The following is a 22468-nucleotide window of genomic DNA, read 5'->3' as shown; positions in this document are numbered from 1 at the left end:
CTCTGGAGCTGATGATGGCGACGGGCAAGGCAACCAAACCGAAGGCGAAACCGGCCGCGAGGCCGGACGCGAAACCGGGCGCTGACGTTTCCTCCGACAGCATTTCGGTTGAGCGCAACCTGACGCTCGAAGCGGTGCGCGTTACCGAGGCCGCGGCCATCGCCGCCGCCCGGCTGGTCGGCCATGGCGACGAGATGGCGGCCGACCAGGCCGCGGTGGATGCCATGCGCACGGCGCTCAACACGCTGACCATCGACGGCACCATCGTGATCGGCGAGGGCGAACGCGACGAGGCCCCGATGCTTTATATCGGCGAGAAGGTCGGCACCGGCAAAGGCCCGCGTATCGACATTGCGCTCGATCCGCTGGAAGGCACCTCGATCACGGCCAAGGGCGGCAGCAACGCGATGACGGTGATCGCCTTTGCCAATGCCGGCTGCTTTCTCAATGCGCCGGATGTCTACATGGACAAGATCGCCGTCGGCGGCGGTCTGCCTGATGGCATCGTCGATCTTGACCTTTCGCCGGCCGAGAACCTGAAGCGCCTGGCCGAGGCGAAGAACGTCGCGGTGGCCGATCTCACCGTGTGCATCCTCGACCGGCCGCGCCACATGGACCTGATCCAGCAGGTGCGCGCCACCGGCGCCCGCATCGCTCTGATCTCGGATGGCGACGTCGCCGGCATCATCGCCACCACCGATCCCGATACCGGCATCGACATCTACATGGGCTCGGGTGGCGCGCCGGAAGGCGTGCTGGCCGCCGCCGCCCTGCGCTGTATCGGGGGCCAGATGCAGGCGCGCCTGATCTTTCGCAACGAGGATGAACGCAGCCGCGCCCGCCGCCTTGGCATCGAGAAATTCGATCGCAAATACAACCTGACCGATCTGGCCACGGGCGATGTGATCTTCGCGGCCACCGGCGTGACGGATGGCCCGCTGCTGCACGGCATCAAGCGCGTGCCCGGCGGGTACAAGGCGAATTCCATCGTCATGCGTTCGCAGACCGGTACGATCCGCCGCATCGAGGCGGTGATCCGCACGCCGCAGCCGGCCTGAGCATGAATGGCCTGCTGACCGCGCCGGCCGTTTCCGAAACACCGTTCCTGGGCGTCACCCGGTCGGTGCAGGGCCGCCGCTGGCGCCTGCGCAATACCGATGAACGCCTGGCGCTGGCGCTGGCGCAGCAGGCCGGCCTGCCGGAAATCCTCGGGCGCGTGCTGGCCGGTCGCGGCGTCGGTTTCGAGGCGCTGGAAGATCATCTCAATCCATCCCTGCGCCGCCTGCTGCCCGATCCCTCGCGTTTCCACGACATGGATGCCGCCGCCGTCCGGCTGGCACAGGCCATCGAAAAAGACGAGAAGGTTGCCGTGTTCGGCGACTACGATGTCGATGGCGCTACCTCCACGGCTCTGCTGAACCGATTCTTCCGCGCCATCGGCCGGCCCTTGCGTGTCTATATCCCCGACCGCCTGAAGGAAGGCTATGGCCCGAATGCGCCGGCCCTGCGCAAGCTGGCTGCCGAGGGCGTGAAGCTGGTGGTGACGGTGGATTGCGGCACGCTGGCTTTCGCACCGCTGGAGGATGCCGCCGCCGCCGGGCTGGACGTGATCGTGGTCGATCACCACCTGGCCGAGCCCGACCTGCCGCGCGCGGTGGCCGTCATCAATCCCAATCGCTTGGATGAACAGCCGGGCTATGGCCAGCTTGCCGCCGTCGGTGTTGCTTTCCTGCTGATCATTGCCGTCAATCGCCGCCTGCGCGAACGCGGCTATTACACGGCCGATTGCCCGGAGCCCAATCTGATGGGCTGGCTTGATCTGGTGGCGCTTGGCACCGTCTGCGACGTGGTGCCGCTCACCGGGCTGAACCGCGCGCTGGTTGCTCAGGGGCTGAAAATCCTGCGTGGCCGCAGCAATGCGGGTCTGGCGGCCCTGGCCGATGTGGCCGGCGTGAACGAGCCGCCCGGCGCCTATCATCTGGGTTTCCTGCTCGGGCCACGCGTGAATGCCGGCGGCCGTGTCGGCCAGGCCGATCTTGGCACCCGGCTGCTCTCCTGCGACGATCCGCGCGAGGCTTCCGCGATTGCCGGCGAACTCGACCGTTACAACCGCGAACGGCAGGAGATCGAGGCCACCGTGCTGCTGGAGGCCATGCAGGAACTGGAGCATGTGCCCGAAACGGCGTCGCTGGCTTTGGTGGCGCGGCAGGGCTGGCATCCCGGCGTGATCGGCATCGTGGCGGCGCGCATCCGCGAGGCTGCCGGCCGACCCAGCTTTGTCATCGCGCTTGATGAGACTGGCATTGGCAAGGGTTCGGGCCGCTCCATCCCCGGCGTCGATCTGGGCGCCGCCGTGGTGGCGGCCGGCCAGGCCGGCCTGCTGGTCAATGGCGGCGGCCATGCCATGGCGGCGGGCCTGACGGTGGAGACGGCAAAGCTGAACGAGCTGAAGGCCTTCCTCAACGAGCGGCTGCGCGACGCGGTGATCCGCGCCGGTGCGTCCGCCTCGCTTGGGTTCGATGGCGCGCTGGGCGTCAGCGGCGCCAATGTGGAGCTGTATGAAAAGCTGGAGCAGCTCGGCCCCTATGGTTCGGGCAATCCCGAACCGCGGTTTGCGCTGGCTGGCGCCCGCGTGGTGACCGCCGATGTGGTCGGCGAGAAACATGTGCGCTGCCTGCTTTCGGCCGGCGACGGGCAGGGGCCGCGGCTGAAAGCGATCGCCTTCCGCAGCATCGAGGGAGAGCTTGGCCCGGCCTTGCTGCAGGCCCGGCAGACCGGCTCAGCCCTGCATCTGGGCGGCCATCTGCGGGCCGATTACTGGCGCGGCGAACGCCGCGTGCAGTTCGTGCTGGAGGATGCGGCGCAGCCTGCGGGCTGATTCCGCCGTCATATTTTCGGCGGCGTCAGCCGGCCACGCACACGTTCACGATGGAACACATACAAGCCGCTGGCCACGATCAGCACGATCCCGGCGGCGGCCAGTTCGTCCGGCACGTCGCCCCAGATCAGATAACCGAGCAGCAGGGCCCAGAGCAGGCCGGTATAGCGTAGCGGCACAATCACCGGCACCTCGGCATGGCGGAAGGCTTCCACCGCCAGCTGGTAGCCGGCAACGATGAAGAGGGCGGAAAGCGCCAGGAAGCCGGTCTCACGCCAGCCCATGGCAATCCAGCCCTCGATCAGCGCCAGCCCCAGCGCCACCACCGCCATCATGCCCACATTGGTGAGGATGACGATCAGCGAGGGGATCGCTGAGTCGATGCGACGCGTGACCAGGTCGCGCACCACGATGCAGATCACCGCCCCCACCGCCAGAATCGAGTAGGCGTTGAAATTCTCGGCGCGCGGCTGCACCACCAGCAGAACTCCGAGGAAACCCGCAACGATGGCGCCCCAGCGCCGCCAGCCGACCGGCTCGCGCAGCACGACCGCCACCACGGCCGTCATCATCAGGGGCGAGGCCATGTTGATCGCCATCATGTTGCCGATCGGCATATGGAACAGGGCGATCATGTAGAGATAGCTGCCGGCTAGGTCGACAATGCTGCGCATCACCACCCGGCGGTCGAACATGGCGCCGATCTGGCGCGTGGCGCCGAGGGCATGGGCAATGCCCAGGATCACCGCCGTGGCGATCAGGCCGCGCACCGCCATGATCTGGTTGGCCGGCACGGTGTCATAGACCAGCTTGCACAAGGCCTCGTTCACCACGAAGAGCATGATGGCGAGCAGAAAAAAGATGATGCCCCGGCGGTTGCCGGTGCCCAGAATCCGGTCGAAGGACATGAAATGTCAGAGAGCGGGAGCTACTTTGCCTGGCTTGGCGCGGCGTGGATCGGATCGACCCAGGCCACGTTCTCGGGCTTCTCGGCGGGTTCGATATCCAGGTTCACCACCACCGGGTCCTGGCCCGAGCGCACCAGCACGCATTCCAGCGTCTCGTCGCTGCTGGCATTGATCTCCTGGTGCGGCACATAGGGCGGCACGAAGATGAAGTCGCCCGGGCCGGCCTCGGCCACGAATTCCAGGTTGTTGCCCCAGCGCATGCGCGCTTTGCCCTTCACCACGTAGATCACGCTTTCCAGGTCGCCATGGTGATGCGCGCCGGTCTTGGCATTGGCATGGATATGCACGGTGCCGGCCCAGATCTTCTGGGCGCCGGCGCGGGCAAAATTGATCGCGGTGGCGCGGTTCATGCCGGCCGTTTGTCCGGCCGTCGTCGGGTCCAGCTTGTCGCTCGGGATCACCCGCACGCCGTCATGCTTCCAGTCGGTGTGGTGATGATCGTGATCCATGGGACTCCTCCTGCGCTGTATACGGAGGATGGTAGGGAGGCGAAACCGTTACGGCAAGGCTTATGACTTGTGGCGCGGATCGAGCGCGTCGCGCAGGCCATCGCCCAGCAGGTTGAAGCACAGCACGACGACAAAGATCGACAGGCCTGGATAAATCGCCATCCAGGGCGCCTGGGTGAGAAAGTCCTTCGCCGAATTCAGCATGCTGCCCCAGCTTGGCGCCGGCGGTTGCTGGCCCAGGCCGAGGAAGGACAGGCTGGCCTCGGCGATGATGGCCGAGGCAATGGTCAGCGTGGCCTGCACCATCAGGGCGGGCCAGATATTGGGCAGGATATGGCGGAAGGCGATGCGCAACGGCGGGTTGCCCACGGCCTGCGCCGCCTCGATGTAATCCTCCACCTTCACGGTCTGCACCTGCGCCCGCGTCAGGCGGATGAAGATCGGCGCCGCCGATATGCCGATGGCGATCATCGCATTGGTCAGGCTGGGGCCGAGGAAGGCGGCCAGCGCGATCGCCAGGATCAGGAAGGGCACGGCCAGCATGGCATCGGTGAAGCGCATGATGATGCCGTCCACCAGCCCGCCGGCATAGCCTGAGAGCAGCCCGACGGGGATACCGATCAGCAACGCAAGGAATACCGAGATCACGCCGGCAAACAGCGAGGCCCGCGCGCCGTGGATCACGCGCGACAGCACGTCGCGGCCCAGTTCGTCGCCGCCGAAGGGGTGTTCCAGCGTGGGTGCCCCGCGCAGGGCGCTCCAGTCAGCCTCGATGGGGTCAAAGGGCGCGACCATATCGGCCAGCACGGCCAAGGCAAGGAACAGCACCACGACCACCAGCCCGACCACGGCGCCCTTGCGTTTCAGCAGGCGGCGGAAGGCGCGCCGCGCCGGGCTTTGTTCCTGTGCCGGCTGCTGGGCGGAGGTATCGACAGTCACGGCAGTCATGCGCGCAGCCTCGGATTCACCAGGAAGTAAGCGATATCGGCCAGCAGGTTCAGCACGATATAGGCTGTCGCTGTGCAGAGAACCACACCCTGAACAACTGCGTAGTCGCGATTGAACACGGCATCGACGATCAGTTTGCCGAAGCCGGGAATGGAAAATATCTGCTCGGTCAGCACCGCGCCCGACAGCAACTGGCCGAATTCCAGCGCGCCAAGCGTGATCACCGGCACGGCGGCATTGCGCAGGGCATGCTTGCCGATCACGACTTTCTCGCGCAGGCCCTTGGCCCGCGCCGTGCGAATATAGTCGCTGGACAGCACCTGCAGCATGGCGCTGCGAGTATGGCGCATCATCACGGCCGCAATGCCGGTGCCCAGCACAAAGGCCGGCATGATCATGGCTTCGATATTGCCCAGCGGGTCTTCCAGCGGACTGACATAGCCCGAGGCCGGTAGCCAGCCGAGCTCGACCGAGAACAACAGGATCATCATGATGCCGAGCCAGAAATTCGGCGTCGAAAGACCCCAGAGACCCACGACATTGGCGACATAGTCGGGCCAGCGGCCGTTATAGAGCGCCGAGATCATGCCGGCCGGCAGGCCGATGCCCAGCGCCACCAGCATGGAGAGGATGGCCAGTTCGATGGTGACCGGCAGCTTCTCGACCAGTAGCTGCGACACCGGCAGCTGGATGCGGATCGATTCGCCGAAATCACCCTGCAGCACGCCGCCGATCCACAGCAGGTAACGCTCATGGATCGGCTTGTTGAGGTTATATTTCTCGCGGATCTGCGCGATGGTTTCCGGGTCGCGTTCCTCGCCGGCCATGGCAATCGCCGGATCGCCGGGCAGCAATTGCTGCAGCCCGAAGATGATGATCGACACGAACAGCAGTGTCGGCAGCAGGATGGCCAGGCGGCGGAACAGGAAACGGGTCATGGGACTCTGGTCAAAGAGGAAAGGGGATCGCGGCTGAACCGCGATCCCCGGGGGTATCAGCCCAGCTTCATGCCGGTGAAGCGGATCAGGCCGTCGGGATATTCCTTGAAGCCCGACAGCTTGTTGCCATAGGCCCACAGCCACTTGCGATGCAGCAGGTAGATGATCGGGCGTTCGGCCAGCACGATGGCAGCGGCCTTGTTCCAGGCGGCCTGGCGCTGGGCCATGTCGGTGGTCAGGCGGCTATCGTTCAGAACCTCGTCCAGCGCCGGATTGCACAGGCCGGAATAGTTCAGCGGTTGCTTGCAGCCATGGAAGCTGTAGAGGTTGCCGTCCGGATCGGGGCGGCCGCTCCATGCCAGGATATAGGCCTCGAAATCGCCCTTGTCGGCCATGTTCAGCGAGGTGGCGAATTCAGTGGCCTGGATGCGCACGTCGAAGCCGGCTTCCTTGGCCATGGCCTGCACCACCTGGGCGATGTTGCGGGCATCCGTCGTGGTCGGCGTGACAAGGTTCACCACCGGGTTCGGATTGCCGGCTTCCTTCAGCAGGGCCTTGGCCTTGGCCACGTCGCGCTTCGGGATCGGCGACGACTTGGCGTAATACGGGCTGTTCGGTGCGACCCACTGGTTGCCCGGCGTGGCCAGGCCGTCGAACACCACCTTGTTGATGCCGTTGCGGTCGAGCGACAGCTCGAAGGCCTCGCGGATCTTCTGGCTCGAGCCCAGCGCTGAGGTCTTGGCCTTGTCGCTCTTGCCGATATTGATGGTGATGCCGTAATAGCCGATCTCGGTGATCGAACCGAGTTTCAGCTTGGCATCCTTCTGCACGCCAGGCGCATCGGTGGCGGCCAGGCGCTCGAGGATATCAAGCTGGCCCGAACGCAGGTTAGCCAGGCGCACGGTGGCGTCGGTGAAGGGGCGGAACTCGATGCGCTGGAAGTGGATATTGGCCTTGTTCCAGTAGCCGTCGAACTTCTCCAGCACGATGCGATCCTGCGCCACGCGCTCGACAAACTTGAATGGACCGGCGCAGACCGGCGCGGTGGCAAACTTGTCAGCCAGCGCCTTGCCGGCCTTGGGCGAGATCATCATGCCGGCGCGGTCGGTCAGGGTGGCGAGCAGTGGCGCGAACGGCGCGGCCGTGTTCAGCTTGACGGTCAGCGGATCGACCACGTCAACCGAGGTGACGGCCGAAAGCTCGCCGCGACGCTGCGAACCCTGCATAGTCTTGTGCCGCTCGATGTTGTACTTCACCGCTTCGGCGTCGAATTTCTCGCCGTCATGGAAGGTCACGCCCGGGCGCAGCTTGAAGGTCAGGCTCTTGTTGTCGGCAGACCAGCTCCATTCGGTGGCCAGCTGCGGCACGACCTTGAGGTCGGGCGAGATATCCACCAGCTTGTCGCACAGGGCCGAGAATACGACGCGGCCGACGAAGGTGCGGGCCAGCGTCGGGTCCAGCGCGTCGGGGTCTTCGGCCAGGCCGAATTTCAGCGTCTGGGCCGAAGCCGATGAAATGGCGCCGGGAGTCGCCGCCATGATGAGCGCCGCAAAGGCGGCATAGGTAGCGTGTCTGAACATGTCTGCCTCTCTCCTGTTGATTATTCGGTTTGGGAAACGGGTTCGCTGAATTTCGCCTGCAGCCGCGCCAGGCGCGCGGCGCCGGGCTGGTCGCTTTCGACGGGCAGGGGTGCTGCGGCTGGCAGCTCGCGCCAGCGATGGCAGGCGACGCTGTGGCCGGCAGAGCTATCCTCCATCGCTGGTTTCTGCTGCCGGCACAGATCGACGGCGAAGGGGCAGCGCGTGTGGAAACGGCAGCCCGCAGGCGGATCGATCGGGCTGGGCACGTCGCCGCTCAGGATGATGCGCTGGCGCGCGGCTTTGGGCTGCGGCACCGGAATGGCCGAGAGCAACGCGCGGGTATAGGGATGGCGCGGCGTGGCGAACAGCTCGGCCGTCGGCGCGATCTCGACGATATGGCCCAGGTACATCACGGCGATGCGCTGCGAGATGTGGCGCACCACGGCCAGATCATGGGCGATGAAGACCAGCGCGATGCCAAAGCGCGCCTGCAGGTCCTTCAGCAGGTTGAGCACCTGGGCCTGTACCGAGACATCCAGCGCAGAGACCGCTTCGTCGGCCACGATCAGGTTGGGCTGTACCGCCAGCGCGCGGGCGATGCCGATGCGCTGGCGCTGGCCGCCGGAGAATTCATGGGGATATCGCCGCGCATGCGACGGCCGCAGGCCGACCAGGCCCAGCAGCTCTTCGACGCGGGCCTTGCGTTTTTCCGGCGGCACCAGACCATGCAGCATCAAGGGCTCGGCCAGGATATCGCCCACGGTCATGCGCGGATTGAGCGAAGCATAAGGGTCCTGGAAGACGAGCTGCATCTCGCGACGCAGGTCGCGCAAAGCCGTTCCTTCCAGCCGGGTGATGTCGCGGCCGTCGTAGCGGATCGCGCCGGCGGTGGGTTCCAGCAGGCGCAGCACCAGCCGCCCGGTGGTGGATTTGCCGCAGCCGCTTTCGCCCACAAGGCTGAGCGTCTCGCCGGCCTGCAGGCTGAAGCTGACATCGTCAACGGCCGAGACATGGCTGATGGGCCGGCCCAGCCAGTTGGTCCTGGCGGTGAAATGCTTGGTCAGGCCGCTGACCTCGAGAAGGGCGCTCATGCGAGAGGTGCCTTCCAGCAGGCAACGGCGTGGCCTGCCGCCACGTCGCGCAATTCGGGTGCAGCCTGTCGGCATTCGACATCGGCGAATGGACAGCGCGGATTGAAGCGGCAGCCGGGCGGCGGATTCATCGGATCGGGCACGCTGCCCTGGATGGCGGGCAGGTGGTCGCGGGTGACATCCAGTCGTGGGATCGAGCCAAGCAGGCCGATGGTATAGGGATGCTGCGGCTCGGCGAACAGCCGCTCGACGGGGGCTTTCTCCACCACGCGGCCGGCATACATCACCGCCACTTCGTCGGCCATCTCGGCGATCACGCCCAGATCATGGCTGATCAGCAGGATGGCGGTGCCCAGGTCGCGCTGCAATTCGCGCAACAGGTCGAGGATCTGCGCCTGCACCGTCACGTCCAGCGCCGTGGTCGGCTCGTCGGCGATCAGAAGTTCCGGCCCACAGGCCAGAGCCATGGCGATCATCACGCGCTGGCGCATGCCACCGGAAAGCTGGTGCGGATAATCGTCGATGCGCCTTTCCGGCGCCGGAATCTTCACCTTGCGCAGCATGGCAATCGCCTGTTCACGCGCCTGCGCCGCGCTCACGCCCTTGTGGCGGATCAAACCTTCCATGATCTGGTCGCCGATGGTGAAGGCCGGATTCAGCGACGTCATCGGTTCCTGGAAGATCATCGCCAGACGGTTGCCGCGCAGGTCGCTCATCGCATCCGTATCGAGGCGGCTCAGGTCCTGCCCGGCGAAACGAATGCTTCCACCCGCGATACGCGCGCCGGTTTTCGGCAGCAGGCCCATCACGGTCAGCGAGGTGACCGACTTGCCGCAGCCGCTTTCGCCCACGATGCCCAGCGTTCTGCCGCCATCGACCGCGAAGCTGACGCCGTCTACAGCCCGGAACTCGCCGCCAGTGTCGGTGGCGAAATAGGTGCGCAGGTCATCGACCTCCAGCAGGGCCATCAGCCAGCCTCCTGCTGCAGCTTTTCCAGCCTTTGCGCCTCGGCCTCGATTACGCTGCGGTCCCACACGCCGCTTGGGTTCTCGCGCGTGGCCATGAATTTCGAGAAGGCGGCAAAGCGGCCCTGCGAGAGATCGTACAGCCGGCGCAGCTCGGCCAGCGGCTCGGCATGGTCGTCCACCCGCAGGCTCAGCGCCGGGTAATCCTCGGTGGTGAAGACGATCAGCGCGGCCGACTGCTTGCCGCGTTTATCGCCGCCCTGCGCCTGACCGGCATCCAGCGCGTCGATGAAACGCTCGGCAAAGTTTTTCGTGCTGGCGGCGAAACTGGCATGGGTGGCCTCGATCACCGCCTCGCCGGCCAGCATGTTGCCGGCCACCGAAAAGCCGTCACCGGCCTTGTGGCCGCACCAGCCGATGCAATCGGCGCCGGTATGCGCCGCGATGCGGCCGGCGCGGTCCACCACATGCAGCTGCCGGGTTTCGCGGCCGCCGTCGGAGGCCACAAGTTGCCTGACCACGCCTTCGGCGCTGACACCGTCTTTCAGCAGCGCGATGCCGCGTGGGCCCCAGGTGGGATTGACCAGTGCCTGGGTCGCCAGCGCGCCGGCTCCGGCGGCGGCATGCGGGCAGAGCGCGCCAACGGCAAAGAATTTTGTCGTCACCGCCACGCCGAAGGCGCCGGTCCGTGCATCGCGGGCAACGATGGACCAGGTCATCGTTCGATCACCGTCCCACCGCGTAGCCCTGCATGCCGCGCGGATTGGCGCCGGCGCGCAGCAGGGTTCCTTCGGGCGTTTCATCGGTGGCGCAGGCGGTGAGGCGGCCTTCCGACCAGTCGCCGCCAACCTCCACCTTGTGGCCGCGTTCTTTCAGCGCTTCCACGGTGGCCTTGGGGAAGCGGCCTTCCAGCGCCAGGTGGCCTGGCTTGGCGGCGCGCGGATAGAAGGAAGAGGGGAAGTGCTCGGTATGCCAGGCGGGACCGTCGATGGCTTCCTGCAGGTTCATGCCGTGATGCACGAGTTTCAGGAAAAGCTGCGGCTGCCATTGATCCTGCTGGTCGCCGCCCGGCGTGCCGAAGGCCATGGCCGGCTTGCCGTCCTTCAGCGCCATGGAGGGCGACAGCGTGGTGCGCGGCCGCTTGCCGGGCAGCAGCGAATTCGGCAGGCCTTCCTCCAGCCAGAACATCTGCGCGCGCGTGCCGAGGCAGAAGCCGAGTTCGGGAATGGTGGGCGAGCTCTGCAGCCAGCCGCCCGAGGGCGTGGCCGAGACCATGTTGCCCCAGCGGTCGATCACGTCGACATGGCAGGTGTCGCCGCTAACGCTGCCGCGTTTGCCCACCGCACCGTCGCTGCCGGCCAGGCGGCCCACGGTGGGTTCGCCGACGCCGACGCCGCCGGTCGCGCCGGCCTTGATCGAGGTGAGCTTCGCCGCCTTGCCCATCGGATTGCCTGGCCGCATGTCGAGCGACGCGTAAGGCCCGATCAGCTCGGCGCGCTGGGCGTTATAGGCATCCGACAGCAGGTCGGCCATGGGCACATCGACGAAATCGGGATCGCCATACCAGGCCTCGCGGTCGGCGAAGGCCAGCTTGGCGGCTTCCACCACGGTATGCACGAAATCAGGCCCCGCCGGCTCCATGGCATCGAGATCGAAATGCCGCAGGATCGCCAGTTGCTGCAGGAAGGCTGGGCCCTGGCTCCAGGGACCGCATTTCGCCACCGTCCAGCCGCGATAATCGTAGGTCAGCGGCGCCTCGACATGCGCCTGCCATTTCGCCATGTCGTCGCCGCTCAGCACGCCGCGATGGCGCCGGCCCGAGGCATCCATCGCCTCGGTATTGGCGCAGAACCTGTCGATCGCTTCGGCCACGAAACCCTCGCGCCAGGCCCGTCGCGCCGCGTCGATGCGCTGTTCGCGGCTGCCGCCACGATCCGCGCCGCTCTTCACCAGCTTGCGATAGGTCTCGGCCAGGCCTTCCTGTTTGAACAGCGCAAAAGGCTTCGGCAGCCCACCGCTCCTGTCGAGCCAGATCGCCGCCGAGGTTTTCCACTCATCCTTGAAGAGCTGCTGCACCGTGCCGATCGTTTCGATCACGCGCGGCACCAGAGGGCAGCCCTGGCTGGCGTAATGGATCGCCGGCGCCAGCGCGTCGGCGATGTCGATGGTGCCGTAATCGCGCAGCATCAGCAGCCAGCCGTCCACCGCGCCGGGCACGCAGGGCGCCAGCAGGCCGGAGCCGGGGATCAGGTCGAGGCCCTGCGCCTTGAAATGCGCGATGCTGGCCTTGGCCGGTGCCGGGCCCTGGCCGCACAGCACGTCGATGCGCTGGGTCTTTGCGTTCCACAGCAGGGCCGGCAGGTCGCCGCCAGCGCCGTTCAGGTGTGGTTCGCACAGATGCAGCACGAAGCCGGCCGTCACCGCCGCATCGAAGGCATTGCCGCCACGCTCCAGCACGCCCATGGCGGCGGCGGAAGCGATCCAGTGCGTGGTGGCGACCACGCCGAAGGTGCCTTTGATTTCCGGGCGGGTGGTGAAAGCGAACGGGGCTTTGAACATGACGGACCTGGTTTCGGACTGGGTTATGCGGGGTCGGTATTGAGTGCCTTGAGCAGGGCTTCCTGATGTAGGGCGACATGCTGGCGCATGATCTGGCCAGCCCTGGCTGAATCGCGCGCGGCGATGGCTTCGGCGATTTCCAGATGCTGCTGCGCCGAGCGTTGCTTGCCTTCGGGCGTGCGGGCGCGGGCGCGCATGCTCTGCCAGGCGGCGTCGTAGCGGATCTTGTCGATCACCTCGAACAGGTCGAGGAACAGGCGGTTGCCGGCGGCCTCGGCGATGCAGCGGTGGAAGGCGCTGTCCCAGCGTTCCAGCGTGGCCGGATCGGCTTCCACCTCGCGCGCCGCCAGCCGCTCGGCCAGTTTGCCGATCATGGCGATCTGCTCGGCGCTGGCGCGGTGGGCAGCCAGTTGCGCCAGGCTGGGCTCCAGATACAGGCGCACTTCCATGATCTCGTAGAAATTGGTGCGGCTGGCCAGCCGCGAGAGCGTCGGCGCCGACAGCGTAGGGGCGGGGCCGATGAAGGTGCCCTTGCCCTGACGTCGCCAGATCTTGCCCTCGGCCTCCAGCTCGGCCAGGGCCTGGCGGATCACCCGGCGGCTCACCCCCAGCCGGGCTGCCAGGTCGCGTTCGGTCGGCAGCGGCTCGCCGGGACGCGCGGCATGTTCCTGCAGCAGTTTGCGCAGCAATCCGGCGGCTTCCGCCGCGGCATTGCGGCTGGATGCGGGCCTGGGTTCTATTCTGGGCAGCATCTCGTTCATGGTCATCGAACCTAAAAGAAATGGTTCGTGTATACAATCGGAAAAATCAACTAAATACGCCGAATTGTTGAGCAAAGTGCTGCCTCTTCAGGCAAATGCTGAAGCCTTTTATCGTACCATTGCAAAATTGGTACGCAGTCGCCGCTCCAAGGCAGGGTTAAGCGACGGGCAGGGTTCGATTTCCCGGACAGCCCCTATTGATTTGTGCAGGGGTAAACGGTACACACCGCCTCGCGCCGGGCGACTGGCGCTGCGGTCCGGATTGTCTGATTCGGCCGCCACAGGCCGACCCCATCGTCTAGAGGCCTAGGACGTCACCCTTTCACGGTGAAGACACGGGTTCGACTCCCGTTGGGGTCGCCAATGCTTGCAAGCCCCGACAATTGATCTGAGCATTGGCGCCGGCAGGACGCTTCTGTCCCGCCGCTCTAGTCAGGGGCATTCATGGATTCATTCATGCAGGCGGCCATCGACGAGGCCCGCGCCGGCCTGGCCGAGGGCGGTATTCCGATTGGCTCGGTGATCGTGCACCGGGGCAAAATCATCGGCCGCGGCCATAACCGCCGGGTGCAGCAGGGCAGCGCCATCCTGCATGGCGAGATGGATGCCTTCGAGAATGCCGGGCGTCAGCCGGCCAGCGTCTATCGCGACTGCACGCTCTACACGACATTGTCGCCCTGTTCGATGTGCAGCGGCGCGATCCTGCTTTACGGCATCCCGAAGGTGATCATCGGCGAGAACCAGACCTTCATGGGCGAGGAAGAGCTGCTGCGGTCGCGCGGCGTGGCCGTCGAGGTGCTGCAGGACACCACCTGCATCGGGCTGATGCGCGATTTCATCGCGGCCAAGCCGCAGCTCTGGAACGAGGATATCGGCGTCTGATCCTGCCGGCCCGGCTCCGGCCGGCGAATCGATCGCTCCGATACGGAATGCTTGTGCCGGATCGGGGGCATCGCTAGCTTTCAGGCTGCAAGCGTGAATCGGCGGGGGGCTGAAATGCTGGAATCTGGGCGCGTTCTCGTCACCGGTGGCGCCGGTTTCCTCGGGTCGCATCTGTGCGAGCGCCTGATCAAGGACGGCAACGACGTGCTCTGCGTCGACAATTACTTCACCGGCCGCCGCACCAATGTCGAAAGCCTGCTGAGGCATCCGCGCTTCGAGATCATGCGGCACGACGTGACGTTTCCGCTCTATGTCGAAGTCGACCAGATCTACAACCTGGCCTGTCCGGCCTCGCCGATCCATTACCAGCACGATCCGGTGCAGACCACCAAGACCAGCGTGCATGGCGCCATCAACATGCTGGGCCTGGCCAAGCGCGTACGCGCCACGATCTTCCAGGCCTCGACCTCGGAGGTCTACGGCGATCCGCAGATTCACCCGCAGACCGAGGAATACTGGGGCCACGTCAATCCGATCGGCCTGCGCTCATGCTACGACGAGGGCAAACGCTGCGCCGAAACGCTGTTCTTCGACTATCACCGGCAGCACAGGCTGAAGATCAAGGTCGGCCGCATCTTCAACACCTATGGCCCGCGCATGCATCCCAATGACGGGCGCGTGGTTTCGAATTTCATCGTGCAGGCGCTGGGCAATCGCGACATCACGATCTATGGCGATGGTTCGCAGACGCGCTCCTTCTGCTATGTCTCGGATCTGATCGAGGCCTTCGTCCGGCTGATGGCCACCGGGCCCGAGGTGACCGGGCCGATCAATCTTGGCAACCCGGTCGAATTCACCATGGTCCAGCTCGCCGAGGCGGTGATCCGTCTCACCGGCTCGTCGTCCAGGCTGGTCTTCCAGCCGCTGCCGTCCGACGATCCCAGGCAGCGCCAGCCGGATATCAGCCGGGCCAGGCAGCTGCTCGGCTGGGAACCGCGAGTCGCGCTGGAAGACGGCCTAAAGGAAACCATCGCCTATTTCCGCTCGATTTTGTGAGGGCAGGGGGCCGCAAAGGCCTCTGAACCGCAGGACATAAGTCCTAAATCGGCAGTGAGCACCCATTTTTCGGCCGGAAACCGGGCAAAGCCGCCCGATCGACCTACAACCATGAGTATAGGCCAAAGATTCCCGAGCCTGTCGCGTCGGACGGGGGCGGAAAAATCACTGGTAAACCGGGAATTTCGCGTTAACCATATGGCCGAGATCGTTTTTTATTAATCAGCATTCAGATTATATCGGACGCCAAGTGGCCAGGCGCCAGGGCAATTGGCGGCGGGGCGGTGCCAGCTTAAGCTTCAAGCCGGGTTGTTTCACCGACCAACGCGTGTATGTCGCGGGCCGGTAATCAGTTGCGCGTAGATTCTGGCTTGCGCAGCGCGCGAATATCAACTAGCAATATTATCGCGTACAGAAAGTTATTGCGAACCGCTACAGAAAGTGAGCGCTAGCCATGAGTACCGCTTGCGGGGCAGTCATAGACTGCCCGTCCGCATATTCTTGGCCGAATACCGCCCTGCGTCAGCCCGGAATCGGGCTCGCCCGAGGGCTTTCCGCATCACTCCCCGTAGCTGGTTTTTTTCGCGATGTGTCGCGCTGCACAGGCATGAGGCTGCCCTGCGTGGTTCATCGCGAGTCCTGCTAATCGGCTTGCTCGGCGCCTAGGCGCTGGCAAAGGGGGGTATCATGGTTTCTCCGATTTCCTATCTTTCAGCGGCCCAGATCGCTGCGTTGTCGAGCACCGCGGTGCAGGCTCTGACGACGACCGACATCCAATCGCTCAAGTCGACGCAGATCGCGGCGCTGACGACCACCAACATCGGCGTCCTCGATACCACCCAGATCGATGCCCTGCTGACCACGCAGGTCAAGGCGCTGACCACCAGCCAGGTTGCCGCCCTCGATTACACGCAATTCGTGTTCGACGCCGATCAGCTGGCGGTGTTCAGCCAGGCTCAGATCAAGGCGATCTCCACCACCAGCCTTTCCGCGCTCGATACCACGCAGTCGGAAGCGCTGACCGCCACCCAGATCGCCGCGCTGACCACCACGCAGATCGGCGCGTTGACCACCACCGATATCGGCGACCTGACCACCACGCAGGTCAAGGGCCTGACCAGCACGCAGGTCGGTGCGCTGTCCACCACGAATCTGGCCGCGCTCGACACGACGCAGCTGCAGGCGCTGTCCTCGACGCAGATCCGGGGCCTGACCACCACCCAGATCGATACCCTGACCACAACGGATATCGCCAAGCTGACCTCCAGCCAGGTCGCTGGCCTGACCACCACGCAGATCAAGGCATTCAGCACCACGAATCTGTCCGCCCTCGACACCACCCAGGCCTCGGGCCTGACGGCGGCGCAGGTCGGCGCGCTGACCACCACGCAGATCAACGGCCTGACCTCGACCGATATCGGCGACCTGACCACCACGCAGGTGAAGGGCCTGACCTCGGCGCAGATCGGCCTGCTGACCACGACGCAGCTGAGCGCGGCGACCTCGACGCAGCTCGCGGCCCTGAGCGCCACCCAGGTGCAGGGGCTGACCTCGACCAACCTGTCGGCGCTGGATACCACCCAGGCCTCGGGCCTGACGGCGGCGCAGGTCAGCGCGCTGACCACCACGCAGCTCAGCGGCCTGACCACCACGGATATCGGCGATCTGACCACCACTCAGGTGAAGGGGCTGACCTCGACCCAGCTGAAGTCGCTGAGCACGACGAATATCTCGGCGCTCGATTCCACGCAGGTGCAGGCGCTGGCCAGCAACCGCATCGCCGCGCTGACCACCACCCAGCTTGCCGCGCTGACCACCACCGATATCGGCGAATTCGGCACCACCCAGATCAAGGGTTTGACGTCGTCGCAGCTCGCCGCGCTGAGCACGACGAATATCTCGGCGCTCGACACCACGCAGACCCAGGCGCTGACCTCGACGCAGCTCAAGGGCCTGACCACCACGCAGATCGGCGCGCTGACCACCACCGATATTGGTGAGCTGGCCTCGTCGCAGGTCGCGTCGCTGACCGCCGCGCAGGTCAAGGCGCTCACCACCACGAACCTGAACGCGCTCAACACCACGCAGTCCCAGGCGCTGACCTCCACGCAGGTCGCTTCGCTGACCACCACGCAGATCGATGGCCTCACCACCACCGATATCGGCGATCTGACCACGTCGCAGGTCAAGGCGCTGACCAGTGCCCAGGTCGGCGCGCTGACCACCACCAACGTCGCCGCCTTCAGCACCACCCAGCTGCAGGCGCTGAGCGCCGCGCAGGTGAAGGGCTTCACCACCACGCAGATCGACGCGCTGACCACCACCGATGTGACCAAGCTGTCCTCGACCCAGGTTGGGGCGCTGACCGCCACGCAGCTTCAGTCGCTCAGCAGCACGAATCTGTCCGCGCTCGACACCACCCAGGCCCAGGGCCTGACGGCGGCGCAGGTCGGCGCGCTGAACACCACGCAGATCGGCGGCCTGACCACCACCGATATCGGCGACCTGACCACCACCCAGGTGAAGGGCCTGACCAGCACGCAGCTCGGCCTGCTGACCACCACGCAGCTGGGCGGACTGACCTCCACCCAGATCGGCGTGCTGAGCACGACTCAGGTTCAGGGTCTGACCTCGACCAACCTGTCGGCGCTTGATACCACCCAGGCGCAGGCGCTGAGCGCCGCGAATATCGCGGCGCTGACCACCACGCAGCTGAGCAGCCTGACCACCACCGATATCGGCGACCTGACCACCACGCAGATCAAGGGCTTCACCAGCACCCAGCTCAAGGCGCTCAGCACCACGAATCTGTCCGCGCTCACCACCACCCAGGCCCAGGCGCTGACCTCGGCCCAGGTTGGCGCGCTGACCACCACGCAGCTCAACGCGCTCACCACCACCGATATCGGCGAGCTGGGCACCACCCAGATCAAAGGTCTGACGGCGACGCAGCTCGGCGGGCTGAGCACCACGAATCTGTCGGCGCTGAACACCACCCAGGTCCAGGCGCTGACCACCACGCAGCTCAAGGGCCTGACCACCACGCAGCTGGGCGCGCTGACCACCACCGATATCGGCGAGCTGGCCTCGTCGCAGGTCGCGGCGCTGAGCGCCGCCCAGGTCAAGGGCCTGACCTCGACCAACGTCTCGGCGCTGAACACCACCCAGGCGCAGGCGCTGACCGCCACGCAGATCGCGGCGCTGACCACCGACCAGATCGATGGCCTGACCACCACCGATATTGGCGACCTGACCACCACGCAGATCAAGGCCCTGACCTCGACGCAGGTTGGCCAGCTGAGCACTACCAATGTCTCGGCCTTCACCTCGACGCAGATTCAGGCGCTGAGCGCGGCGCAGGTGAAAGGCTTCACCACCACGCAGGTCGACGCGCTCACCACCACCGATGTGGCCAAGCTGGGCACGACCCAGGTCGCCGGGCTGACCACCACGCAGTTGCAGGCGCTGAGCACCACCGACCTGTCGGCCTTCGACACGACCCAGGCCCAGGCACTGAGCGCGGCGCAGGTCGGCGGCCTGACCACCACGCAGCTGGGCGCGCTGACCACCACCGATATCGGTGAGCTGGGCACGACCCAGATCAAGGGCCTGACCACCACGCAGGTCGGCAACCTGACCACCACCCAGACGAATGCGCTGGCCGATACGCAGATCCAGGCGCTGAGCACGACGCAGGTGCAGGCGCTGAGCTCCACCAACCTGGCGGCACTGAGCACCACCCAGCTGCAGGCGCTGACCACCACGCAGGTCAAGGCGCTGACCACCACGCAGCTGAATGGCATTGATACGACCGATCTCAACAGCCTCACCACCACGCAGATCAAGGCCCTGACCTCGACCCAGATTCAGGGCGTCGACTCGAATAACTTCCAAGATTTGAACAGCACGCAGGTGCAGGCGCTGACCTCGTCGCAGATCGCGGCGCTGACGACGACATTACTTGGTGCGCTTGATGCTACCAGTATCGGTGAGCTGACGACGACGCAGTTCCAGGCGCTGACGACGACGCAGATCAAGAGCCTGGACTGGCTATTCTTCGAGGATGTTTCGACCGCGCAGTTCCAGGCCCTGAGCAGCACGCAGATCGGCGCGATCGACCCTAATACAGTTGGTTCTGTCAGCTTCTTTAACGAGACGTTGTTCTCCCAGCTGACCACGACGCAGATTCCGGGCCTGACCGCGGCCCAGGTCGCGGAATTGGATGATGCTACCTTTGTCTTGTTGAACAGCACGCAGGTCCAGGCATTCAGCACCACGCAGATCAAGGCGCTGGATACGAATATCGCCTTTTACTTGAGCACGACCGACATATCCGAGTTCGCCGCGACCCAGGTCGCCGCGTTCACCACCAGTTTTATCAATGAGCTGTACGACACCCACCTGTCGGCGCTCGACACCACGCAGTTCCAGGCGCTGAGCGCGACCCAGATCGCGGCAATAGATGAGTATTACCTCGCAAGTCTTGCCACCACTGACTTTGCCGATTTTGGCACCACGCAGATCAAGGGCCTGACCACCACGCAGCTTGGCCTGCTGGATTCGACCCAGCTGTCGGCGCTGGACACAACGCAGGTGCAGGCGCTGAGCGCGGCCCAGATCGCGGGAATAGACGAGCTTGAATTCACAGACCTGACCACCACGGATATTGGTGAGCTGGGCACCACCCAGATCAAGGGCCTGACCACCGCGCAGTTGCAGTCGCTGACCACCACGCAGGTCGGCGCGCTGGCCGATACGCAGATCCAGGCGCTGAGCACCACCCAGGTCCAGGCGCTGGGCTCGACCAACCTGTCGGCGCTGACCACCACGCAATCCGAGGCGCTGAGCGCGGCGCAGGTCGCGGCGCTGACCACCACGCAGCTCAATGGTCTGACCACCACCGACATTGGCGATCTGACCACCACCCAGATCAAGGCGCTGACCACCACGCAGCTGAAGGCGCTGAGCACGACCAACCTGTCGGCGCTGGACACTACCCAGGCCCAGGCGCTGAGCGCCACCCAGGTCAAGGCGTTGACCACGACGCAGCTGGATGCGCTGACCACCACCGATATCGGTGAGCTGGGCACGACGCAGGTTGGCGCGCTGGCCGCGACGCAGCTGAAGGCGCTGAGCACCACCAACGTGTCGGCGCTGAACACCACTCAGGTACAGTCGCTGGCCTCGACCCAGGTCGCGGCGCTGACCACTGACCAGGTCGCGGCGCTGACCACCACCGATATCGGCGAGTTGGAGACGACCCAGATCACGGGTCTGACCACGGCGCAGATCGGCGCGCTGAGCACCACCAATGTCTCGGCGCTGGCCACCACGCAGGTGCAGGCGCTGAGCGCGGCGCAGGTGAAGGGCTTCACCACCACGCAGATCGATGCGCTCACCACCACCGACGTGGGCAAGCTGTCCTCGACGCAGGTCGGCGCGCTGACCACCAGCCAGGTAGGGGCGCTGACCTCGACCAACCTGTCGGCGCTGGACACCACCCAGGCGCAGGCGCTGACGGCGGCGCAGGTCGGCGTGCTGAGCACGACCCAGATCGGTGGTCTGACCACCACCGACATCGGCGACCTGACCACCACCCAGGTGAAGGGCCTGACCTCGACACAGATCGGCAGCCTGACCACCACGCAGATCGGCGCGCTGGCTGACACGCAGATCAATGTGCTGACCACCACGCAGATCAGCGGTCTGTCTTCGACCACCCTGTCGGCGCTGACCACCACGCAATCCGAGGCTCTGAGCTCGGCGCTGATCGGCGCGCTGACCTCGACGCAGCTGAGTGGCCTGACCACCACCGATATCGGTGACCTGACCACCACCCAGATCAAGGGCCTGACCTCGGCGCAGCTTGGTTCGCTGAGCACCACCAACCTGTCGGCGCTGGACACCACACAGGTGCAAGCGCTGAACGCCACCCAGATCAAGGGCCTGACCACGACGCAGCTGGATGCGCTGACCACCACCGATATCGGTGAGCTGGGCACGACCCAGGTCGCCGGTCTGACCTCGACGCAGCTGAAGGCGCTGAACACCACCAACGTGTCGGCGCTCAACACCACCCAGGTGCAGTCGCTGGCCTCGACCCAGGTCGCAGCGCTGACCACGACGCAGATCGACGCGTTGACCACGACCGATATCGGCGAGTTGGAGACGACCCAGATCAAGGGTCTGACCGCGGCGCAGATCGGCGCGCTGAGCACCACCAATGTCTCGGCGCTGGCCGCTACCCAGGTGCAGGCGCTGAACGCGACGCAGATCAAGGGCCTGACCACGACGCAGATCGATGCGCTGACCACCACCGACGTGGGCAAGCTGTCCTCGACCCAGGTCGGCGCGTTGACCACCAGTCAGGTGGGGGCGCTGACCTCGACCAACCTGTCGGCCCTGGACACCACCCAGGCGCAGGCGCTGACGGCGGCGCAGATCGCGGTGCTGAGCACGACGCAGATCAGCGGCCTGACCACCACCGACATCGGCGACCTGACCACGACGCAGGTGAAGGGCCTGACCACCACGCAGCTTGGCGAGTTCACCACCACGCAGGTTGGCGCGCTGGCCGATACGCAGATCCAGGCCTTGAGCACCGCGCAGGTGAAGGGGCTGACCTCGACCAACCTGTCGGCGCTGACCACCACGCAGTCCGAGGCGCTGAGCTCGGCGCAGGTTGCCGCGCTGACCACCGATCAGTTGTCTGGCCTGACCACCACCGATATCGGCGATCTGACCACGACCCAGATCAAGGGCCTGACCAGCACGCAGCTGAAGGCGCTGAGCACGACCAACCTGTCGGCGCTCGACACCACGCAGACGCAGGCGCTGAGCTCGGCGCAGGTCAGCGCGCTGACCAGCACGCAGCTCAACGCGCTGACCACCACCGACATCGGCGAACTGGGCACCACCCAGGTCAAGGGTCTGACCGCCGCCCAGATCGGCGCGCTGAGCACGACCAACCTGCTGGCCCTGGATACCACCCAGGCCCAGGCGCTGACGGGCACGCAGGTCGCCGGGCTGACCACGACGCAGGTCGATGCGCTGACCACCACCGATATCGGTGAGCTGGGCACGACGCAGGTCACGGCGCTGACGGCCACGCAGCTGAAGGCGCTGAGCACCACCAATGTGTCGGCGCTGGATACCACCCAGGCCCAGGCGCTGAGTTCGGCCCAGGTCGCGGCGCTGACCACGACGCAGATCGACGCGCTGACCACCACCGATATCGGTGACCTGACCACGACGCAGATCAAGGGCCTGACCACGGCGCAGATCGGCGCGTTGACCACGACGAATGTCTCGGCTCTGGATACCACTCAAATCCAGGCACTGAGCGCGGCGCAGGTGAAGGGTTTCACCACGACGCAGATCGACGCCCTGACCA

At 65.5% G+C, this 22468-nt stretch carries 15 protein-coding genes and 1 tRNA gene; 6 read left to right on the top strand and 10 right to left on the bottom strand.

What is annotated here, in order from left to right:
* The first annotated feature begins 11 nt into the window (after positions 1–11).
* Together glpX and recJ are read left to right on the top strand one after the other, a co-directional pair.
* Positions 12–1058: a class II fructose-bisphosphatase gene (gene glpX / locus Q1J79_RS14615; RefSeq protein ID WP_300301711.1), complete on the top strand. Its 1047-nt coding sequence runs from the start codon at positions 12–14 to the stop codon at positions 1056–1058.
* A gap of 2 nt (positions 1059–1060) precedes the next feature.
* Positions 1061–2878 carry a single-stranded-DNA-specific exonuclease RecJ gene (recJ, locus tag Q1J79_RS14610; RefSeq protein ID WP_300301709.1) on the top strand — a complete coding sequence of 606 codons (1818 nt, stop codon included), beginning with the start codon at positions 1061–1063 and terminating at the stop codon, positions 2876–2878.
* An 8-nt stretch (positions 2879–2886) separates the two neighbouring features.
* Here recJ and Q1J79_RS14605 read toward each other — a convergent pair whose 3' ends face one another.
* From Q1J79_RS14605 to Q1J79_RS14560, 10 genes are read right to left on the bottom strand one after another with little or no spacing between them, the layout of a single operon-like run.
* Positions 2887–3786: a DMT family transporter gene (locus Q1J79_RS14605; protein WP_300301707.1), complete on the bottom strand. Its 900-nt coding sequence runs from the start codon at positions 3784–3786 to the stop codon at positions 2887–2889.
* Between the two features lie 20 nt (positions 3787–3806).
* Entirely contained in the window at positions 3807–4295 is a 489-nt protein-coding gene (locus Q1J79_RS14600) for a cupin domain-containing protein (protein ID WP_300301705.1), read from the bottom strand.
* Between the two features lie 60 nt (positions 4296–4355).
* Positions 4356–5243 (bottom strand): ABC transporter permease, encoded by an 888-nt coding sequence (locus tag Q1J79_RS14595; RefSeq protein WP_300301703.1) that lies wholly within the window; start codon positions 5241–5243, stop codon positions 4356–4358.
* Positions 5240–6181: an ABC transporter permease gene (locus tag Q1J79_RS14590; RefSeq protein ID WP_300301701.1), complete on the bottom strand. Its 942-nt coding sequence runs from the start codon at positions 6179–6181 to the stop codon at positions 5240–5242. Before Q1J79_RS14590 ends, Q1J79_RS14595 begins: the two co-directional genes overlap by 4 nt.
* A 56-nt stretch (positions 6182–6237) precedes the next feature.
* A complete protein-coding gene (locus tag Q1J79_RS14585) occupies positions 6238–7761 on the bottom strand; it encodes an ABC transporter substrate-binding protein (RefSeq protein ID WP_300301699.1) in 1524 nt (507 codons plus the stop codon).
* Positions 7762–7781: 20 nt separating this feature from the next.
* Complete coding sequence (locus tag Q1J79_RS14580; RefSeq protein ID WP_300301697.1) at positions 7782–8852, bottom strand: ABC transporter ATP-binding protein; 1071 nt, start codon at positions 8850–8852, stop codon at positions 7782–7784.
* Positions 8849–9820, bottom strand: coding sequence for an ABC transporter ATP-binding protein (locus Q1J79_RS14575; protein ID WP_300301695.1), 972 nt, complete (start codon positions 9818–9820; stop codon positions 8849–8851). The genes Q1J79_RS14580 and Q1J79_RS14575 overlap by 4 nt, the downstream gene beginning before the upstream one ends.
* On the bottom strand, positions 9820–10536 hold the full coding sequence (locus tag Q1J79_RS14570) for a DUF1028 domain-containing protein (RefSeq protein ID WP_300301693.1): 717 nt from the start codon (positions 10534–10536) through the stop codon (positions 9820–9822). Before Q1J79_RS14570 ends, Q1J79_RS14575 begins: the two co-directional genes overlap by 1 nt.
* A gap of 7 nt (positions 10537–10543) precedes the next feature.
* Positions 10544–12376 carry a gamma-glutamyltransferase family protein gene (locus Q1J79_RS14565; protein ID WP_300301691.1) on the bottom strand — a complete coding sequence of 611 codons (1833 nt, stop codon included), beginning with the start codon at positions 12374–12376 and terminating at the stop codon, positions 10544–10546.
* Positions 12377–12399: 23 nt separating this feature from the next.
* A complete protein-coding gene (locus tag Q1J79_RS14560) occupies positions 12400–13137 on the bottom strand; it encodes a FadR/GntR family transcriptional regulator (RefSeq protein WP_300301689.1) in 738 nt (245 codons plus the stop codon).
* Positions 13138–13424: 287 nt separating this feature from the next.
* Here Q1J79_RS14560 and Q1J79_RS14555 point away from each other — a divergent pair.
* From Q1J79_RS14555 to Q1J79_RS14540, 4 genes are all read left to right on the top strand, one after another.
* Positions 13425–13500 (top strand) — tRNA-Glu (locus Q1J79_RS14555).
* A gap of 93 nt (positions 13501–13593) precedes the next feature.
* Positions 13594–14019 (top strand): nucleoside deaminase, encoded by a 426-nt coding sequence (locus Q1J79_RS14550; RefSeq protein ID WP_300301687.1) that lies wholly within the window; start codon positions 13594–13596, stop codon positions 14017–14019.
* 114 nt (positions 14020–14133) lie between these two features.
* Positions 14134–15075 (top strand): UDP-glucuronic acid decarboxylase family protein, encoded by a 942-nt coding sequence (locus tag Q1J79_RS14545; protein WP_300301685.1) that lies wholly within the window; start codon positions 14134–14136, stop codon positions 15073–15075.
* A 687-nt stretch (positions 15076–15762) separates the two neighbouring features.
* Positions 15763–22468, top strand: a 6706-nt coding sequence (locus Q1J79_RS14540) for a hypothetical protein (protein WP_300301683.1), incomplete at its 3' end; no start/stop codon positions are given.

Source organism: Ferrovibrio sp., from assembly GCF_029255545.1.
Taxonomy (GTDB): domain Bacteria; phylum Pseudomonadota; class Alphaproteobacteria; order Ferrovibrionales; family Ferrovibrionaceae; genus Ferrovibrio.
This window is presented reverse-complemented; position numbering and strand designations above follow the sequence as displayed.